The sequence below is a fragment of the Kosakonia sp. HypNH10 genome, assembly GCF_029850615.1.
GTDB classification, from domain to species: Bacteria; Pseudomonadota; Gammaproteobacteria; order Enterobacterales; family Enterobacteriaceae; genus Kosakonia; species Kosakonia cowanii.
Window position 1 is genome coordinate 262870 of the sequence record NZ_JAOTIU010000006.1, and the last position, 19154, is coordinate 282023.

Consider the following 19154-nt stretch of genomic DNA (forward strand, 5'->3'; position numbering starts at 1 on the left):
GCATAATCTGTGGATAAATTCGGCTCTGCTCGATCTTTCATCAACGCCAGGATCCTAAGCGTGACGATCGTCACAAAACGGCGGATGAGCGGGGTGTTTGATGCACTAAACCAATGAATTACGAAGAGTAATTTTTTGCGCATCTTAAGCCATTATTCAGACTACTCTGGGTTTTCCCTGGGTAATTCCATACTTCTTCACAACTCTATCCACAGAAAAGGTGAATAAAACCCCTGGGCGTGACGCAGGTCTGTTTATAAGTGTGATGATAACTGTGAGTTATTCAATTGTTATTCGTTTATCTCCCTGTCATAGAGTGGTTTACCGTTTTCCGGGAGTGTGAAACAATCGCTTTATTCAGGTTTATTTTGAGGTAGTCCGGTGATTGATGACGATGGCTACCGCCCAAATGTGGGAATCGTAATCTGTAATCGACAGGGTCAGGTCATGTGGGCCAAACGCTTCGGACAGCACTCATGGCAGTTTCCCCAGGGGGGAATCAATCCTGGAGAATCTCCGGAGCAGGCCATGTACCGGGAGCTGTTCGAGGAAGTGGGCTTAAGTCGTAAAGATGTTCGTATCCTTGCTTCTACCCGTAACTGGTTGCGTTACAAGTTACCGAAACGTTTGGTGCGTTGGGACACAAAGCCGGTTTGCATCGGCCAGAAACAGAAATGGTTTCTTTTGCAGTTGATGAGCAACGACAGCGATATCAATATGCAAACCAGCAGTACACCCGAGTTTGATGGCTGGCGTTGGGTGAGCTACTGGTATCCTGTTCGCCAGGTTGTGTCGTTTAAACGCGACGTCTACCGGCGGGTGATGAAAGAGTTTGCAGCCGCTGTGCTGGCGCTTCAGGAGACTCCTGTGAAGCCGCAAAGCGCGCCTGCCTGGCGACGGAAACGAGGTTAAGCCACCCACATTATGCTCACCCGACTGCGAGAGATTGTTGAGAAAGTTGCCAGCGCGCCACGTCTTAACGAAGCGCTGGAGATACTGGTTACCGACGTTTGTCTGGCGATGGAAACCGAAGTATGTTCGGTCTATCTCGCAGATCACGACAGGCGCTGTTTCTATCTTATGGCGACGCGCGGTTTGAAAAAGCCGCGCGGCCGCACTGTTACGCTCGCATTCGATCAAGGTATCGTCGGCCTGGTAGGCAGGCTGGCGGAACCTATCAACCTTGCCGATGCGCAAAAGCACCCCAGCTTTAAATTTATCCCCTCGGTGAAAGAGGAGCGGTTTCGCGCCTTTCTCGGCGTGCCGATTATTCAGCGCCGCCAGTTGCTTGGCGTACTGGTGGTGCAGCAGCGCGAAATTCGCCAGTACGACGAGAGCGAAGAGTCCTTCCTTGTTACCCTCGCCACCCAGATGGCGGGTATTCTTTCCCAGTCTCAGCTAACCGCCCTGTTTGGCCAGTATCGTCAGACCCGTATTCGTGCGCTGCCTGCCTCGTCCGGCGTGGCGATTGCCGAAGGGTGGATGGATCAGACGCTGCCGTTGATGGAGCAGGTTTACCCGGCCTCGACGCTGGACACCTCCCTTGAGCGGGAAAGGTTAACGACCGCGCTGGAAGAGGCGGCGAATGAGTTTCGTCGCTACAGCAAACGCTTCTCCGCCGGCGCGCAAAAAGAGACGGCGGCGATCTTTGATCTCTATTCACACCTGCTCTCCGATGCGCGTCTTCGCCGCGAGCTGTTTGAAGAGGTCGATCGCGGCGTGGTCGCCGAATGGGCGGTAAAAACCGTTATTGAGAGCTTTGCCGCGCAGTTTGCCGCCCTCAGTGATGGCTATCTGAAAGAGCGCGCGGGCGATCTGCGCGCCCTCGGCCAGCGCCTGCTGTTCCATCTCGATGACAATATTCAGGGGCCGAATAGCTGGCCGGAACGCTTCGTGCTGGTGGCAGACGAACTCTCTGCAACCACGCTTGCCGAGTTGCCCCATGACAGGCTGGCGGGCGTGGTGGTGCGCGATGGTGCTTCCAACTCTCATGCCGCGATTATGGTGCGCGCGCTGGGTATTCCTACGGTTATGGGGGCGGATATTCAGCCTTCAGCCCTGCATCGGCGGACGCTGATCGTTGATGGCTATCGCGGCGAGCTGCTGGTCGATCCTGAACCGGTACTGCTGCAGGAGTACCAGCGTCTTATCACGGAAGAGAATGAGTTAAGCCGTCTTGCCGAAGATGACGTTAACCTCGAAGCCCGCTTAAGCAGCGGCGAACGGGTTAAAGTGATGCTCAACGCCGGGTTAAGCCCTGCCCACGAAGAGAAGCTGGGCAAGCGAATCGATGGCATCGGGCTCTACCGCACCGAAATTCCTTTTATGTTGCAGAGCGGTTTTCCCTCCGAAGAGGAGCAGGTGGCGCAGTATCAGGGCATGTTGCAGATGTTTAACGACAAGCCAGTGACGCTGCGTACGCTGGATGTCGGCGCCGACAAGCAGCTTCCCTATATGCCCATCAGCGAAGAGAACCCTTGCCTTGGCTGGCGCGGCATTCGTATTACCCTCGATCAGCCGGAGATCTTCCTGATCCAGGTGCGCGCAATGCTGCGGGCAAACGCCGCAACCGGCAACCTCAGCATCCTGCTGCCGATGATCACCAGCATTGATGAGGTTGATGAGGCGCGCAGGCTGATAGAGCGTGCCGGGCGGGAAGTGGAAGAGATGATCGGTTATGCCATCCCGAAACCGCGTATCGGCGTGATGCTGGAAGTCCCCTCGATGGTGTTTATGCTGTCGCACCTGGTTAACCGCGTCGATTTTATCTCTGTCGGCACCAATGACTTAACCCAGTACATTCTTGCTGTCGATCGTAACAATACCCGCGTGGCGAATATGTACGACAGCCTGCACCCGGCGGTGCTGCGCGCGCTGGCGATGATTTCAGGCGAGGCTGAACGGCTGGGCATCGATCTCTGTTTATGTGGCGAAATGGCCGGCGATCCAATGTGCGTTGCGCTGCTGATTGGCATGGGCTACCGGCATCTTTCCATGAATGGTCGCTCGGTGGCGCGTATTAAATATTTGCTGCGCCGCATTGATTGCGAAGAGGTGCAGGCGCTGGCGCAGCGCGCGCTGGAATCCCAACTGACAACCGAAGTGCGCCACCAGATTGCCGCCTTTATGGAGCGACGCGGCCTCGGCGGGCTGATCCGCGGTGGGATTTAAGCGGCGGTTTAGTATGCCCGCAGAGCCGGCCTTTCGGCTCTGCGGGCAATATGCCTGATGGCGGCTTCGCCTTATCAGGCCTACCAGGGCAGACCTTCTTCGTTGGCCAGATAAGCGTTGTTTTGTAGGCCGGATAAGCACAGCGCCATCCGGCAGAAGTTACGCACCATGCTTTGCCTTTCGTAGGCCGGATAAGCGCCAGCGCCATCCGGCAGAAATTACGCACCGAGTTTCGCCGTTTGTAGGCCGGATAAGCGCCAGCGCCATCCGGCAAAGGTTGCGCTCCGTGCTTTGCCGTTCGTAGGCCGGATAAGCGCAGCGCCATCCGGCAGAGGTTACGCCCCGGGCTTTGCCGTTCGTAGGCCGGATAAGCGCCAGCGCCATCCGGCAAGCGCTCGGCACTGAATCTCCGGCCTGTGCCGTTTCGTTTATACATAACTTTTACAACATAGCGGCAACCTGCCTGGTGTGCCTTATGCTATGATTCGCAGCTTTGGAGCGGCCGCCAGGCGCGACCGCGTCGGTGTACCGCTGTCCACTTTCGGCGGAATAACAACAAGTTGTGGTGACAGATGAACAGTGGCTATCTGCATTTTCCGGATTTTGATCCGGTGATTTTCTCCATCGGACCCGTATCCCTGCACTGGTACGGTCTGATGTATCTGGTCGGTTTTGTTTTCGCTATGTGGCTGGCAACCCGCCGGGCTAACCGCCCGAACAGCGGCTGGACCAAAAACGAAGTTGAAAACCTGCTCTACGCAGGCTTCCTCGGGGTGTTCCTCGGTGGCCGTCTCGGCTACGTGCTGTTCTACAATTTCCCGCTCTTCCTCGACGATCCGCTCTATCTCTTCCGCGTATGGGACGGCGGCATGTCCTTCCACGGCGGCTTAATTGGCGTGATCGTGGTGATGATCATCTTCGCTAAACGCACCAAACGTAGCTTCTTCCAGGTCGCCGACTTTATCGCGCCGCTGATCCCGTTTGGCCTCGGCGCGGGTCGCCTGGGTAACTTCATTAACGGCGAGCTCTGGGGCCGTGTCGATCCCTCCTTCAAATACACCATGCTGTTCCCTGGCTCGCGTGCGGAAGACATGGCGCTGCTGCCTTCTCATCCGGAGTGGCAATCGATTTTTGATACCTACGGCGTTCTGCCGCGCCACATGTCCCAGCTCTATGAGCTGGCGCTGGAAGGCGTGGTGCTGTTTATCATTCTTAACCTCTTTATCCGTAAACCTCGCCCGACCGGCGCGGTCTCCGGCCTGTTCCTGATTGGCTACGGCGCGTTCCGTATCATCGTTGAGTTCTTCCGCCAGCCCGACGCCCAGTTTACCGGCGAGTGGGTGCAGTACATCAGCATGGGGCAGATCCTCTCCATTCCGATGATTATTGCAGGCGCCATCATGATGATCTGGGCGTACCGCCATCGTTCGCCGCAACACGTTTCCTGAGGAACCATGAAACAGTATTTAGAGTTGATGCAAAAGGTGCTTGACGAAGGCACCCCGAAAAATGACCGCACCGGGACAGGCACGCTGTCTATTTTTGGCCATCAGATGCGTTTTAATCTGCAGGACGGCTTCCCGCTGGTGACCACCAAGCGCTGCCATTTGCGTTCAATTATTCATGAGCTGCTGTGGTTCCTGCAGGGCGATACCAATATTGCCTATCTGCGTGAGAACAAGGTCTCTATCTGGGACGAATGGGCCGATGAAAATGGCGATCTGGGCCCGGTCTACGGCAAACAGTGGCGCGCCTGGCCTACGCCGGACGGCCGCCATATCGATCAGATTTCAACGGTCATTGAGCAGTTGAAAAACGATCCTGACTCGCGCCGCATTATCGTCTCGGCGTGGAACGTCGGCGAACTGGACAAAATGGCGCTGGCTCCGTGCCACGCTTTTTTCCAGTTCTACGTGGCAGATGGCAAGCTCTCTTGCCAGCTCTACCAGCGTTCGTGCGACGTCTTCCTCGGCCTGCCGTTCAATATCGCCAGCTACGCGTTGCTGGTGCATATGATGGCGCAGCAGTGTGACCTGGAGCCGGGTGACTTTGTCTGGACAGGCGGCGACACGCACCTTTACAGCAACCACTTAGAACAGACGCGCTTGCAGCTGAGCCGTGAACCGCGTGCGTTGCCGAAGCTGGTTATCAAACGTAAACCTGCTTCACTGTTTGATTACCGTTTCGAAGACTTCGAGATCGAAGGCTACGATCCGCACCCTGCGATCAAAGCGCCGGTCGCTATCTGACCTCGCTCAGCCTGACACAACCGGCGCGTTAACGTGCCGGTTTTTTTTGCCTGCAAATCACTTTTTCGGCACAGCTTCCAGCCTTTATGTAACCCGCTGCAATCCTCTTTTTTCCTTGCGTAACGCCTCGTAAACCTGCCTTTTCTCCCTCGACGAATAACGTCCCCGGCGACAGACTGCCGCCATGAAAAAAGAAGATGGCTTTACCTTGATTGAAACCCTCGTTGCCGTGGCGCTGATTGTCATCCTTAGCGCAGCGGGGATTTCCGGCTGGCAGAGCTGGCAAGCACAGCAGCGGCTGTGGCAAACCGCCCTGCAGGCGCGCCATTTCCTTGAGCGCTTGCGGGAAGAGGCCAACTGGCACAACCAGTCCCAGGTTGTTTACAGCGTGCAGGAAGGGGATCAGTGGTGCTTGCTTAACGCACCGGCGGCGCGTTGCTCAGCGCAGCAGGCTTTAATGATGCGCCCGGCCTGGCCGGACATAGCACTGGCTGATGTCACGCCGTCGCTCGGCTTTTATGGTTTACGCAATACCGCCTGGCCGGGGCATATCCGCCTGCGCAGCAGCGCCGGTGAGTGGCGGGTGGTTGTTTCCGCATGGGGAAGGATCAGAATGTGTCAGCCTGGGGGAGGGAGTGTATGTTAAACGTTCAGCGTGGTTTCTCTTTGTTAGAGACGCTGCTGGCGATGGCCATCGGTAGTGTGCTGCTGCTTGCTTCCGCCCGCTTTCTGCCCGGGCTACAAATTGCCCTTATGCAGCACACCCGGCTGCAGACCATCGAGGATGACCTCTGGCAGCGTCTGCGTGCAGTCGCCAAACACCTCCAGCGTGCGGGTTACTGCAATGGGAGTTGCAATGGTCAGCCGCTTTTTATCAGCGCCAAAGGGGAGTGCGTTATTGCACAGTGGGATGCCAACAGCAACGGTCGCTGGGAGGGCGCATCCAGTAATGACGCTGAACAAACGGCCTTTCGCCTGCAAAACGGCGCGCTCGAAACGCTACGCGGCGCGGCCTCCTGCAGCGGGCGAGGGTGGGAAAAAGTCACCGATCCGGCGCAGATGCACGTCGAGCGCTTTAGCGTGACCCAGCGCCAGACGGCAGGCTTTGCGCCACAGCTCACCATTCTGCTTGCCGCAAGCCTGCCGGGCGCAACTGAGAAAACGGTGAGCGGTGAATTAACCGTCACCGGGTATAACCTGTGAATCGGCAGCGCGGCGTATCCTCCCTGGCGCTGGTGCTGCTGTTGCTGCTGCTGGGCAGCCTGATGCTCAACGGTCTTAACCAGCAGCTAACCAGCCATATCTGGCGGGTCAATCGTGAAGGGCAGGGGATACGCAGCAGCGCAGCGGTCCTATCGGCGATGGAGGCGGCGCGCCACAGGCAATGGCCGTCAGTGCCCGTGCTGCAATGCCTGCAACCTGATGCAGAGGGGGTGCGAAGCTGCCTGCGTATTTTTGCCGACGGCTCCGCCCTGCTGATCGCCGCCAGCGCAGAGGCCGCATTATGGCGGCTTGGGCGCGTAGAGGGTGAGACGGTTCGCTTCTCGCCCCACGGCTGGAGCGATTTCTGCCCCATTAAGGAGAGTGCATTATGTCAACTTCCCTGAACCGGGAGCGAGGTTTTAGCCTGACGGAAGTCCTGCTGGCGATGATGCTGATGGTGATGGTGGTCACTGCACTTGGCGGGTATCATCGCGCGCTGTCCGCCGGGTTTTCAGCCACCAGCCAGTGGCGACAGCTCTGGCGCTATGCGTGGCAGCAGGCTCAACCTCACGCGACGCCGCTTCCTGCGGGCTGGCAGGTTTCACGGGGGCAGACAACAACAGAAGGATGTGTCAGCATCAACGTCACCGTTATCTCGCCGCTGGGCAGGCAGGGGAAAATGACGCAACTTTTTTGCCCAAATAGTCAGTAGTCAGGAGCACGTATGTTAAGGGTTTATCACTCCAATCGTCTGGATGTGCTTGAAGCACTGATGGAGTTTATCGTTGAGCATGATAGGCTCGACGATCCCTTTGCGCCGGAAGTGATCATGGTGCAAAGCACCGGTATGGCGCAGTGGCTGCAGATGACCCTGGCGCAAAAATTTGGCATCGCCGCCAATATCACCTTTCCGCTGCCCGCGAGCTTTATCTGGGAGATGTTCGTTACCGTCCTGGAGGACATTCCCAAAGAGAGCGCCTTCAACAAACAGAGTATGAGCTGGAAGTTAATGTCGCTGCTGCCTGCGCTGCTGGAGCATGAGGACTTTGCCATGCTGCATCACTATCTCCACGATGATGATGACAAGCGCAAACTGTTCCAGCTCTGCTCACGCGTGGCGGATCTCTACGATCAGTACCTGGTTTATCGCCCGGAGTGGCTGACGCGCTGGGAGGCGGGTGAAAGGGTCGACGGGCTGGACGATGCGCAGCGCTGGCAGGCACCGCTCTGGCGCGCACTGGTTGAACATACGCGCGAGTTAGGCCAGCCCCACTGGCACCGCGCCAACCTGTATCAGCGCTTTATCTCCCGGCTTGAATCGGCGAAAGAGCCGCCTGCCGGGCTGCCTGCGCGCGTCTTTATCTGCGGCATCTCCGCGCTGCCGCCCGTCTATCTGCAAGCCCTGCAGGCGCTGGGCAAACATATTGATGTGCATCTTCTGTTTACTAATCCCTGCCGCTACTACTGGGGCGATATCAAAGATCCGGCGTTTCTCGCACGGCTGGTCACGCGCCGCCGCCGTCATCACCGGGATGACCGGCAGTTCCCTCTTTTCCGCGATACGCAAAGCGCGGAAGGTCTGTTCAATGGCGAAGGGGAGCAGGATGTGGGTAACCCCCTGCTGGCCTCCTGGGGCAAGCTCGGGCGTGACAACATCTTTCTGCTGGCGGGGATGGAGCGTTATGAAGAGCTGGATGCTTTTGTCGACATCACGCCTGGGTCGCTGCTGCAAAACCTCAAATATGACATCCTTGAGCTGCAAAACAGCGCGGTAGCCGGCGTCACGGCAGAAGAGTTTGCGCGCAGCGATAAAAAGCGCCTGCTCGATCCAGAGGATCGCAGCGTCACGGTGCATATCTGCCACAGCCCGCAGCGGGAAGTGGAAGTGCTGCACGATCGTCTGCTGGCGATGCTGGAGGAGGATCCTGAACTGACGCCGCGCGATATCGTGGTGATGGTGGCAGATATCGACAGCTACAGCCCCTATATTCAGGCGGTGTTTGGCAGCGCCAGCGGTGAGCGCTACATCCCCTATGCGGTATCGGACCGCCGCGCACGTCAGGCTCACCCCGCGCTGCAAGCCTTTATCAGCCTCTTATCCCTGCCGGACAGCCGCTTCGTCTCGGAAGATGTTCTGGCCCTGCTGGATGTGCCTGTGCTGGCGGCCCGTTTCAACATTACTGAAGAGGGGCTGCGCTACCTGCGCCTGTGGGTAAACGAGTCCGGCATTCGTTGGGGTATGGATGATGACAACGTGCGCGAACTCGAACTGCCGCCAACCGGGCAGCACACCTGGCAGTTTGGCCTGACGCGTATGCTGCTCGGCTACGCCATGGAGAGCCACCGGGGCGAGTGGCAGTCAATTCTTCCTTATGACGAGTCGAGCGGGCTGATTGCGGAGCTGGTCGGTCACCTGGCCTCGCTGCTGATGCAACTCAATATCTGGCGTCGGGGTCTTGCCGAAGAGCGCCCGCTGGAGGAGTGGCTACCGGTCTGCCGGGAGATGCTTAATGACTTCTTCCTGCCGGATCAGGAGACCGAAGCCGCGCTGGCGCTGATTGAGCAGCAGTGGCAGGCAATCATCGCCCAGGGCGTTGGCGCGAGCTATGGCGAAGCGGTCCCGCTCTCTCTGCTGCGTGATGAGTTGGCTCAGCGTCTCGATCAGGAGCGCATTAGCCAGCGGTTCCTCGCCGGCCCGGTCAACATCTGTACACTGATGCCGATGCGCTCGATCCCGTTCAAAGTGGTTTGCCTGCTGGGGATGAACGACGGCGTCTATCCGCGTACGCTTCCCCCGCTCGGCTTTGATCTGATGAGCCAGAAACCGCAGCGCGGCGATCGCAGCCGCCGTGATGATGACCGCTACCTCTTCCTCGAAGCACTTATCTCTGCTCAGCAGCAGCTCTATATCAGCTATATAGGCCGTTCGATCCAGGATAACAAAGAGCGTTTTCCTTCGGTGCTGGTGCAGGAGCTGGTGGACTATATCGGACAGAGCCACCATCTGCCGGGTGATGAGGCGCTCAACTGCGACGAAAGCGAGCGGCGGGTAAAGACACATATCACTCATCTGCATACCCGCATGCCGTTTGATCCGGCTAACTATACGGTGGATGAGTGGCAGAGCTATGCCCGCGACTGGCTGCCCGCCGCCAGCCTGCAGGGCGAAGAGCATCTGCCCTTTATCCAGACGCTGGAGACGCCAGCGCTGGAGACACTGGCTTTCGATCAGCTTCAGCGCTTCTGGGCGCACCCGGTGCGCGCCTTCTTCCAGATGCGTCTGCGGGTCAATTTCCGCCCGGAAGAGAGCGATATTCCGGACGCCGAGCCATTCATTCTTGATGGCCTCGATCGCTACCAGCTTAACGACGAGCTACTGAATGCGCTGGTTGAAGAGCAGGACGCGGAAAAACTGTTCCGCCGTTATCGGGCTGCGGGTGTGCTGCCATACGGGGCGTTTGGTGAAATTGTCTGGGAGACGCAGTGCAAAGAGATGCAGGCGCTGGCCAGCCGCGTTATTGAGCATCGCCAACCGGCAGACAGCCTCGAAATCGACCTGCACTGCGCGGGTGTTCACCTGACCGGATGGCTGGCCCACGTGCAGCCGGACGGGCTGCTGCGCTGGCGTCCATCGCAGCTGAAGGTCTCCCAGGGTCTGCAACTTTGGCTGGAACATCTTGTCTACTGTGCCAGTGGCGGAACGGGAGAGAGCCGTCTCTTTGTGCGCAAAGATGGTCAGTGGCGCTTCCCGCCGTTGCCGCCTGAAGAGGCGCTGCGCTACCTGGCGTTGATGATTGAAGGCTACCGCGAAGGGATGGCGAAACCGCTGCTGCTGCTGCCGGAAAGCGGTGGCGCGTGGATAAAAGCCTGTTATGACGCAGCAAATGATGCCATGGTAAAGGACGACGAGACGTTGCAAAAAGCGCAGAGCAAATTTTTGCAGGCCTATGAAGGCAACATGGTGGTCAGCGGAGAAGGTGCCGATGTCTGGTATCAGCGTCTGTGGCGAACCCTGGAGCCGGAGTACTTCGCGGAGATTACCGCGCAGTCGCAGCGTTTCCTGTTACCGCTTTATCGACACAATCAGCCCGCCTGACGGTATAAAAATTGCGCAGAGGGGAGCCATCCCTTATTATGCGCGACGGTCACGGACTGATATAACACGCGTGCTGACGCTGTCAGCACACATTTACCTGCTACTCCGGCGGTTATCGGGGGAGCAGGAAAAGTTAATGATGAGGTTCGTGAATGCCCCGCAGCACCTGGTTAACTATCTTCGTTCTGTTTTTTGCCCTGTGGGCGCCACTCAGTCAGGCTGACACCGGCTGGCAGCCTGTGAAAGAGACTATCCGTAAGAGCGACAAAGATACGCGGCAGTATCAGGCGATCCGCCTTGATAACGGCATGGTCGTGCTGCTGGTCTCGGATGCACAGGCGGTCAAATCCCTTTCGGCGCTGGTTGTACCGGTCGGCTCGCTTGAAGATCCCGATAGCCACCCAGGTCTTGCTCACTATCTTGAGCACATGACGCTGATGGGGTCGAAAAAGTATCCGCAGCCAGACAGCCTGGCTGAATACCTCAAAATGCACGGCGGCAGCCATAACGCCAGCACTGCGCCTTATCGCACCGCTTACTACCTGGAAGTGGAAAACGACGCGCTGGACGGCGCCGTGGATCGCTTAGCCGATGCCATCGCCGAGCCGCTGCTGGCAAAGAAGTACGCCGAGCGTGAGCGTAACGCGGTCAACGCGGAGCTGACCATGGCGCGCACCCGTGACGGCATGCGCATGGCCCAGGTGAGTGCGGAGACCATTAACCCCGCTCACCCCGGCGCGCGCTTCTCCGGCGGTAACCTTGAAACCCTCAGCGATAAACCGGGCAGCCCGGTGCATGACGCGCTGCTGGCGTTTCGCGATAAGTTCTACTCGGCCAACCTGATGAAAGCGGTGATTTACAGTAATCGCCCGCTTAACGAGCTGGCGACGCTCGCGGTGCAGACCTATGGCCGGGTTCCCAACAAAGATATCACCCGGCCTGAGATCACCGTGCCGGTGGTAACGGATGCGCAAAAAGGCATCATTATTCACTACGTGCCGGAAGTGCCGAACAAGGTGCTGCGCGTTGAGTTTCGTATTGATAACAACACCGCGGCCTTTCGCAGCAAAACCGACGAGCTGATTACCTATCTGATTGGCAACCGCAGCCCGGGCACGCTCTCGGACTGGCTGCAAAGCCAGGGGCTGGTTGAAGGCATTCGCGGTGATTCCGACCCAGTAGTAAACGGTAACAGCGGTGTACTGGCTATCTCCGCCACCCTGACGGATAAAGGGCTGGCGAATCGCGATCGGGTTGTCGCCGCTATCTTCAGCTACCTGCAACTGCTGCGCGAAAAGGGGATCGATAAACGCTATTTCGACGAGCTGGCGCACATTCTTGATCTCGATTTCCGCTACCCGTCGATCACCCGCGATATGGATTACGTTGAGTGGCTTGCCGACACGATGATCCGCGTGCCGGTTGCCCACACCCTCGACTCCGTCAACATTGCCGACCAGTTTGACGCTAAAGCGGTGCAGGCGCGTCTTGATGAGATGACGCCGCAAAACGCGCGTATCTGGTATATCAGCCCTGATGAGCCGCATAACAAAAAAGCTTACTTCGTCGATGCCCCTTACCAGGTAGAGAAAATTACGCCCGATCGCTTTGCCGCCTGGCAAAAGGATGAAGCAGGGATCGATCTGAAATTCCCGGAGCTTAACCCCTACATTCCGGATGACTTCTCGCTGATTAAGCCGGAGAAAAAATACACGCACCCGGAGCTTATTGTTGATGAGCCGACGCTGCGCGTGGTTTACATGCCGAGCCGCTACTTCGCCAATGAGCCACGGGCGGATGTCAGCGTGGTGCTGCGTAATCCGCAGGCGATGGACAGCGCGAAAAATCAGGTGATGTTTGCCTTAAATGATTACCTGGCAGGGCTGGCGCTCGATCAGCTTAGCAACCAGGCCGCGGTCGGCGGCATCGGTTTCTCCACCAATGCCAATAACGGTTTGATGCTGAATGCCAACGGCTACACCCAGCGTCTGCCGCAGCTTTTCAGCGCCTTGCTGGAGGGGTATTTCAGCTATACGCCAACCGAGGAGCAGCTGACGCAGGCGAAATCCTGGTACAGCCGGATGATGGCCTCGGCGGAGAAGGGTAAAGCGTTTGACCAGGCGATTATGCCTGTGCAGATGATATCGCAGGTGCCCTATTTCCCGCGCGAAGCGCGCCGTGCCCTGCTGCCGTCGATCACCGTGCAGGACATTCTGCATTATCGCGATGCGCTGAAGCACAACGCCCGCCCGGAGTTTCTGGTAGTGGGTAACCTGAGCGAACAGCAGGCGAAAGACCTTGCCCGCAACGTGCAAAAACAGCTTGGCACCAGCGGTAACGAGTGGTGCCGTAACAAAGACGTGCTGGTGGATAAAAAGCAGAACGTCATGTTTGAGAAAGCGGGCAACAGCACCGATTCCGCGCTGGCTGCCGTCTTTGTGCCGACCGGTTTTGATGAGTACAGCAGCTCGGCGTACAGCGCGATGCTCGGGCAGATTGTGCAGCCGTGGTTCTACAACCAGCTTCGCACCGAAGAGCAGCTCGGTTATGCCGTCTTTGCATTCCCTATCAATGTTGGCCGCCAGTGGGGAATGGGCTTCCTGTTGCAGAGCAATGAGAAGCAGCCCGCCTGGCTCTGGGAGCGCTATAAAGCCTTCTTCCCGACCGCTGAAGCGCGCCTGCGCGCGATGAAGCCGGAGGAGTTTGCGCAGATCCAGCAGGGTGTCATTGCGCAAATGCTGCAAGCGCCGCAGACATTAGGCGAGGAGGCTTCCAAATTGAGCAAAGATTTCGATCGCGGCAATATGCGCTTCGATTCACGTGATAAAGTAGTGGCCCAAATAAAAGCGCTGACGCCGCAAAAACTTGCGGACTTCTTCCATCAGGCGGTGGTTGAGCCGCAAGGTATGGCGATACTGTCACAGATCTCCGGAAGCCAGAGCGGAAAAGCCGACTACGCCCGGCCTGACGGCTGGAAGGTCTGGAAGGACGCCAGCGCTTTGCAGCAATCCTTACCCTTGATGAGCGAGAAAAATGAGTGAAACGACCGCTGAGACCCTTGATCCCCTGCGCCTGCCGCTTACCGGCGAGCGCCTGATTGAAGCCTCGGCGGGCACCGGTAAGACCTTCACCATCGCCGCGCTCTATCTGCGGCTGTTACTCGGGCTTGGCGGCAATGCCGCCTTTCCCCGCCCGCTCAACGTCGAAGAGCTGCTGGTGGTCACCTTCACCGAAGCGGCGACGGAAGAGCTGCGCGGGCGTATACGCAGCAACATCCACGAGCTACGCATCGCCTGCCTGCGCGAAAGCAGCGAAAACCCGCTCTACGCCAGCCTGCTGGCAGAGATTGAAGACAAACAGCAGGCCGCCCACTGGCTGATGCTGGCGGAGCGGCAGATGGATGAAGCCGCGGTCTTTACCATCCACGGTTTTTGCCAGCGCATGCTTAGCCTCAACGCCTTTGAATCCGGCATGCTGTTTGAACTGAAACTGCTGGAAGATGAAACCCTGCTGCGCTATCAGGCCTGCGCCGACTTCTGGCGTCGCCACTGCTACCCGTTGCCGCGCGATATTGCGCAGGTGATCCACGATTTGTGGAAGGGGCCGCAGGATCTGCTCCGGTCTATCGACCGCTATTTGCAGGGCGAAGCCCCGCAGATCAAATCGCCGCCGCCGGAGGAGGAGACCCTCGCTTCGCGCCATGCGCAGATTGTCTCGCAGATTAATGCGGTGAAACGTCAGTGGCTCGACTCTGTCAGTGAACTGGAGCCGCTGCTGGAAAATTCCGGCATTGACCGGCGCAAGTTCAATCGCGGTAACCAGGGAAAATGGATTGAGAAGATCTCCGCCTGGGCGCAGGAGGAGACCAGCACCTATCTGCTGCCGGACGCGCTGGAGAAGTTCTCGCAGGCGTTTCTCGCCCAGCGCACCAAAGAGGGCGGCGTTGTGCCCGAGCATCCGCTGTTTGTCGCCATCGAAACGCTGCTGGCGCAGCCGTTGACTCTGAGCGATCTGGTGCTGACCCGCGCGATGCGTGAAATCCGCGACGCGGTAGCCAAAGAGAAGCGCCGCCGCGGCGAGCTCGGTTTTGACGATATGCTCAGCCGGCTCGATCACGCGCTGCAAAGCCCGAACGGCGAGGCGCTGGCTGCGGCTATTCGCACCCGTTTTCCGGTGGCGATGATCGATGAATTTCAGGATACCGACCCGCAGCAGTACCGCATCTTTAGCCGCATCTGGCTGAATCAGCCCGAATGTGGCCTGCTGTTGATTGGCGATCCTAAACAGGCGATCTACGCTTTTCGCGGCGCTGATATCTTCACCTATATGAAAGCGCGCGACGAAGTGAGTGCCCGCTACACCCTCGATACCAACTGGCGCTCGTCGCCGGGGATGATCGCCAGCGTCAATCGGCTCTTTAGCCAGATGGACGACGCGTTTATGTTCCACCAGATCCCCTTCCTGCCGGTGAAAGCGGCTGCGCGCAACAGCGGCCTGCGCTTTGCGGTAAAAGGGGAAACCCAGCCGTCGATGAAGCTGTGGCTGATGGAGGGCGAAGGCGTGGGCGTCGGTGATTACCAGAGCTTTATGGCCCAGCTCTGCGCGATGCAGATCCGCGACTGGCTCAGCGCCGGGCAGCGAGGCGATGCGCTGCTCTACGAAGGGGATAAAGCGCGGCCGGTAAAAGCCTCGGATATCACTGTGCTGGTACGCAGCCGCCATGAGGCGTCATTGATCCGCGATGCGCTGACGCTGCTCGGCATTCCCTCTGTCTACCTCTCCAACCGCGACAGCGTGTTTGAGACGCCTGAAGCGCAGGAGCTGCTCTGGCTGCTGCATGCGGTGTTGACGCCGGAGCGTGAAAACACGCTGCGCAGCGCGCTGGCGACCTCGATGCTCGGGCTGACGGCGCGGGATATCGACGCGCTCAATCTTGATGAAGATGCCTGGGATCGGGTGGTTGAGGAGTTCTCTCACTATCGCGAGCTGTGGCAAAAGCGCGGCGTAATGGCGATGCTGCGCACGCTGATGAGCGCGCGTAACGTGGCGGAAAACCTGCTCGCGACGCCCGGCGGGGAGCGGCGCTTAACCGATATTCTGCATGTCAGCGAGCTGTTGCAGGAAGCGGGCACGCAGCTTGAAAGTGAACACGCACTTACCCGCTGGCTGACGCAGCATATCGCCGAGCCGAACACCAGCGCCGCCAGCGAGCAGATGCGTCTGGAGAGCGACAAGCACCTGGTGCAGATTGTCACCATCCACAAATCGAAAGGTCTTGAGTACCCGCTGGTCTGGCTGCCGTTTATCGCCAACTTCCGCGTTCAGGACCAGGGTTTTTATCACGATCGCGCCTCGTTTAACGCGGTGCTCGATCTCAGCCATGCCGAAGAGAGCATTGAGCTGGCGGAGGCGGAGCGGCTGGCGGAAGATTTACGCCTGCTCTATGTGGCACTGACCCGTTCCGTTTGGCACTGCAGCCTGGGCATTGCGCCGCTGTTTCGCCGTCGTGGCGAGAAGAGCGGGCCCACCGATTTCCACCTCAGCGCGCTGGGTCGTCTGATCCAGAAGGGCGAGGCGCTGGACGCCGCCGGGCTGCGTCAGGCGCTGGCAGAGATCTGCAATGAAGAGATTGTGCTGGCCATACCGCCCACGCCGGACACTGAGCGCTGGGAGTTACCGCAGCCGCAGCCGCCCGCGCTCAGCGTGCGCGAAGTGATGCGCCGGGTCGCCGATGACTGGCGCGTGACCAGTTACTCCGGCTTACAGCAGCGCGGTCATGGCCTTGCTCAGGATCTGCTTCCGCGTCTGGATGTCGATGCCGCAGGCGAGCGCGAGGTGCAAACCCAGCCGATGCTAACGCCGCACGAGTTTCCGCGCGGTGCGGCGCCGGGCACTTTCTTGCACAGTCTGTTTGAAGATATCGACTTCACCCAGCCGGTATCACCGGAGTGGGTGGCGGAAAAGCTGCTGGTGGCAGGATATGAGGAGCACTGGCAGCCAGTGCTGAGCAGCTGGCTGGAGACGGTGCTGCACGCGCCGCTCACCGCAGCCGGGGTCTCTCTTAGCCAGCTGACGGCTAAAGATAAACAGGTTGAGATGGAGTTTTATCTCCCCATCAGCGCCATGCTGAGCGCAGAGGCGCTCGATGGGCTGATCCGCCGCTACGATCCGCTGTCGGCCGGATGCGCGCCGCTCGATTTTCGCGACGTGCGCGGGATGCTGAAGGGCTTTATCGACCTGGTGTTTCGCCATCAGGGGCGCTACTACCTGCTCGATTACAAATCCAACTGGCTGGGCGAAAACGCCCAGGCCTATACGCAAGAGGCGATGGCGGCGGCCATGCAGTCCCATCGCTACGATTTGCAGTACCAGCTCTATACCCTGGCGCTGCACCGCTATTTACGCCATCGCATCGCTGATTACGACTATGAGCGCCATTTCGGCGGTGTGATCTACCTCTTTTTACGCGGCGTGGAGGCGCAGCAACCGGAGCAGGGGATTTTTACCACCCGCCCGGAGGCGGCGCTGATCGCCCGCATGGATACCCTGTTTGCAGGTGAAGTACCGGAGATGACACCATGAATGTGCAGGCTTTACTGCAAGAAGCGATGGAGCAGAAGCTGCTGCGTCCGCTGGACGTGCAGTTTGCCCTGACGGTGGCTGGCACGGAAGAACCCGCCTTGCTGCTGGCCGCCGCGCTGCTGAGCCGCGATGCTGGAGAGGGGCATGTCTGTTTGCCGCTCTCGCGCCTGACGCCCGAGGTGTTCGGCAGCGATTCGCCGCTCGCACGCCAACTGTTTGAAATGGCCGGGCCACCCGACGACTGGCAGGGGCTGCTGCTTGCCTCGCCAGCGGTTGGCGACGGCAGCGGCGCGACGCCGATTATTCTGCATGACGCGCGCCTCTACCTGAACCGTATGTGGTGGAACGAGCGGCGCGTCGCGGAGTTCTTTGCCGCCCAGGAAACCGTTGATGAGGCGGATGAAGCCCGTCTTTCAGAGGCGCTGGCCTCACTCTTTCCGCCAGACAATGAAGCCGATGTGAACTGGCAAAAAGTCGCCGCCGCCGTGGCGCTCACCCGGCGAATTTCAGTGATCTCCGGCGGGCCGGGAACCGGTAAAACCACTACCGTGGCGAAGCTTCTGGCGGCGCTGGTACAAACGCTTAATGGCAGCCGCTGCCGTATCTGCCTGGCTGCGCCCACCGGTAAAGCCGCCGCGCGGTTAACCGAATCCCTCGGCAATGCGCTGCGTCAGCTGCCCCTTGATGAGGCGCAAAAAGCGCTGCTGCCGGATGAGGCCAGCACGCTGCACAGGCTGCTCGGCGCACAGCCGGGAAGCCAGCGCATGCGCCATCACGCGCTCAACCCACTGCATCTGGACGTGCTGGTGGTGGATGAGGCGTCGATGATTGACCTGCCGATGATGTCGCGGCTGATTGATGCCCTGCCGCCGCGGGCGCGGGTGATCTTCCTCGGCGATCGCGATCAGCTGGCCTCCGTTGAGGCCGGTGCGGTGTTGGGGGATATCTGCGCCTGGGTGAATGCCGGGTACAGCGCGACGCGCGCGGCGCAGCTCTCACGGTTAACCGGCGCGGAAGTGCCCGCAGGTGAAGGTGAGGCAGCCACCGCGCTGCGCGACAGCCTCTGCCTGCTGCAAAAAAGTTACCGCTTCGGCAGCCACTCCGGCATCGGGCAACTGGCCGCCGCGGTTAACCGCGGTGATAAGCGCGCCACCCAGGCGGTCTTCAGCCAGGGCTTTGAGGATATCGAGCGGAAACCGCTTAACAGTGCCGAGGCCTATCAGGAGATGATTGACGACGCGCTGGCGGGCTACAGGCACTATCTCTCGCTGGTGCAGGGCCACGCTGAGCCGGAAGCGATTATCGCCGCCTTCGGCGAGTACCAGCTGCTCTGCGCGTTGCGCGAAGGGCCGTTTGGCGTCAGCGGGCTGAATGAGCGGCTTGAGCTGGCGTTAGTGCGTCAGCGTAAAATCACCCGCCAGCCCTTCTCGCGCTGGTATCACGGCAGGCCGGTAATGATTTCGCGCAACGACTCCGCGCTGGGGCTGTTCAACGGCGATATCGGTATTGCGCTGGATCAGGGGCAGGGGATGCGCGTCTGGTTCCCGCTGCCGGGCGGTAAGATCAAGTCGGTGCAGCCGAGCCGTTTGCCGGAGCATGAAACCGCCTGGGCGATGACGGTGCATAAATCGCAGGGCTCGGAGTTCGATCACGCCGCGCTGATCCTGCCTGCGCAAAACGTGCCGGTGGTGACGCGCGAGCTGGTCTACACCGCGATTACCCGCGCACGTAAACGACTCTCGCTTTATGCCGATGAGCGCGTACTGGGCCAGGCGATTGCTACCCGCACCGAGCGGCGCAGCGGACTTGAAGCATTGTTCAGCGCCCTGAAATAAAACGCCCCGCACAGGGCG

Annotated in this window: 12 protein-coding genes; all 12 read left to right on the forward strand. The window is 59.1% G+C overall.

The genetic code is table 11. The annotated features are described in order from the left end of the window. Positions 1-381: 381 nt before the first annotated feature. The 12 genes from rppH (at position 382) to recD (ending at position 19136) form a co-directional block, all read left to right on the forward strand. On the forward strand, positions 382-912 hold the full coding sequence (rppH, locus tag N7V53_RS17770; RefSeq protein ID WP_034813806.1) for an RNA pyrophosphohydrolase: 531 nt from the start codon (positions 382-384) through the stop codon (positions 910-912). A 12-nt stretch (positions 913-924) separates the two neighbouring features. Then, positions 925-3171, forward strand: coding sequence for a phosphoenolpyruvate--protein phosphotransferase (gene ptsP, locus N7V53_RS17775; RefSeq protein ID WP_023481129.1), 2247 nt, complete (start codon positions 925-927; stop codon positions 3169-3171). A gap of 572 nt (positions 3172-3743) precedes the next feature. Beyond that, positions 3744-4619: a prolipoprotein diacylglyceryl transferase gene (gene lgt, locus N7V53_RS17780; protein ID WP_042713403.1), complete on the forward strand. Its 876-nt coding sequence runs from the start codon at positions 3744-3746 to the stop codon at positions 4617-4619. A gap of 6 nt (positions 4620-4625) precedes the next feature. Continuing rightward, positions 4626-5420, forward strand: coding sequence for a thymidylate synthase (gene thyA / locus N7V53_RS17785; protein WP_279794292.1), 795 nt, complete (start codon positions 4626-4628; stop codon positions 5418-5420). Between the two features lie 184 nt (positions 5421-5604). Continuing rightward, positions 5605-6066: a prepilin peptidase-dependent protein gene (locus N7V53_RS17790; protein ID WP_279794294.1), complete on the forward strand. Its 462-nt coding sequence runs from the start codon at positions 5605-5607 to the stop codon at positions 6064-6066. Beyond that, entirely contained in the window at positions 6060-6623 is a 564-nt protein-coding gene (locus N7V53_RS17795; protein ID WP_279794296.1) for a prepilin peptidase-dependent protein, read from the forward strand. Before N7V53_RS17790 ends, N7V53_RS17795 begins: the two co-directional genes overlap by 7 nt. Beyond that, positions 6620-7027 (forward strand): DUF2509 family protein, encoded by a 408-nt coding sequence (locus tag N7V53_RS17800; RefSeq protein WP_279794297.1) that lies wholly within the window; start codon positions 6620-6622, stop codon positions 7025-7027. Before N7V53_RS17795 ends, N7V53_RS17800 begins: the two co-directional genes overlap by 4 nt. Further along, positions 7012-7335 (forward strand): prepilin-type N-terminal cleavage/methylation domain-containing protein, encoded by a 324-nt coding sequence (locus N7V53_RS17805; protein ID WP_279794298.1) that lies wholly within the window; start codon positions 7012-7014, stop codon positions 7333-7335. Before N7V53_RS17800 ends, N7V53_RS17805 begins: the two co-directional genes overlap by 16 nt. A gap of 12 nt (positions 7336-7347) precedes the next feature. Next, the gene (recC, locus tag N7V53_RS17810) at positions 7348-10719 is read left to right on the forward strand and encodes an exodeoxyribonuclease V subunit gamma (RefSeq protein WP_023481133.1); all 3372 of its coding nucleotides are present in this window, start codon (positions 7348-7350) and stop codon (positions 10717-10719) included. 152 nt (positions 10720-10871) lie between these two features. Then, a complete protein-coding gene (ptrA, locus tag N7V53_RS17815; protein ID WP_023481085.1) occupies positions 10872-13760 on the forward strand; it encodes a pitrilysin in 2889 nt (962 codons plus the stop codon). After that, positions 13753-17301 (forward strand): exodeoxyribonuclease V subunit beta, encoded by a 3549-nt coding sequence (gene recB, locus N7V53_RS17820; protein ID WP_023481123.1) that lies wholly within the window; start codon positions 13753-13755, stop codon positions 17299-17301. Before ptrA ends, recB begins: the two co-directional genes overlap by 8 nt. Further along, entirely contained in the window at positions 17298-19136 is a 1839-nt protein-coding gene (gene recD, locus N7V53_RS17825) for an exodeoxyribonuclease V subunit alpha (RefSeq protein WP_279794299.1), read from the forward strand. The genes recB and recD overlap by 4 nt, the downstream gene beginning before the upstream one ends. Positions 19137-19154 lie beyond the last annotated feature (18 nt).

Bases quoted from the DNA above. Each gene is read 5' to 3' on its own strand.
- ptsP (WP_023481129.1), top strand. From the start codon at position 925: ATGCTCACCCGACTGCGAGAGATTGTTGAGAAAGTTGCCAGCGCGCCA.
- lgt (WP_042713403.1), top strand. From the start codon at position 3,744: ATGAACAGTGGCTATCTGCATTTTCCGGATTTTGATCCGGTGATTTTC.
- thyA (WP_279794292.1), top strand. From the start codon at position 4,626: ATGAAACAGTATTTAGAGTTGATGCAAAAGGTGCTTGACGAAGGCACC.
- N7V53_RS17790 (WP_279794294.1), top strand. From the start codon at position 5,605: ATGAAAAAAGAAGATGGCTTTACCTTGATTGAAACCCTCGTTGCCGTG.
- N7V53_RS17795 (WP_279794296.1), top strand. From the start codon at position 6,060: ATGTTAAACGTTCAGCGTGGTTTCTCTTTGTTAGAGACGCTGCTGGCG.
- N7V53_RS17805 (WP_279794298.1), top strand. From the start codon at position 7,012: ATGTCAACTTCCCTGAACCGGGAGCGAGGTTTTAGCCTGACGGAAGTC.
- recC (WP_023481133.1), top strand. From the start codon at position 7,348: ATGTTAAGGGTTTATCACTCCAATCGTCTGGATGTGCTTGAAGCACTG.
- ptrA (WP_023481085.1), top strand. From the start codon at position 10,872: ATGCCCCGCAGCACCTGGTTAACTATCTTCGTTCTGTTTTTTGCCCTG.
- recB (WP_023481123.1), top strand. From the start codon at position 13,753: ATGAGTGAAACGACCGCTGAGACCCTTGATCCCCTGCGCCTGCCGCTT.
- recD (WP_279794299.1), top strand. From the start codon at position 17,298: ATGAATGTGCAGGCTTTACTGCAAGAAGCGATGGAGCAGAAGCTGCTG.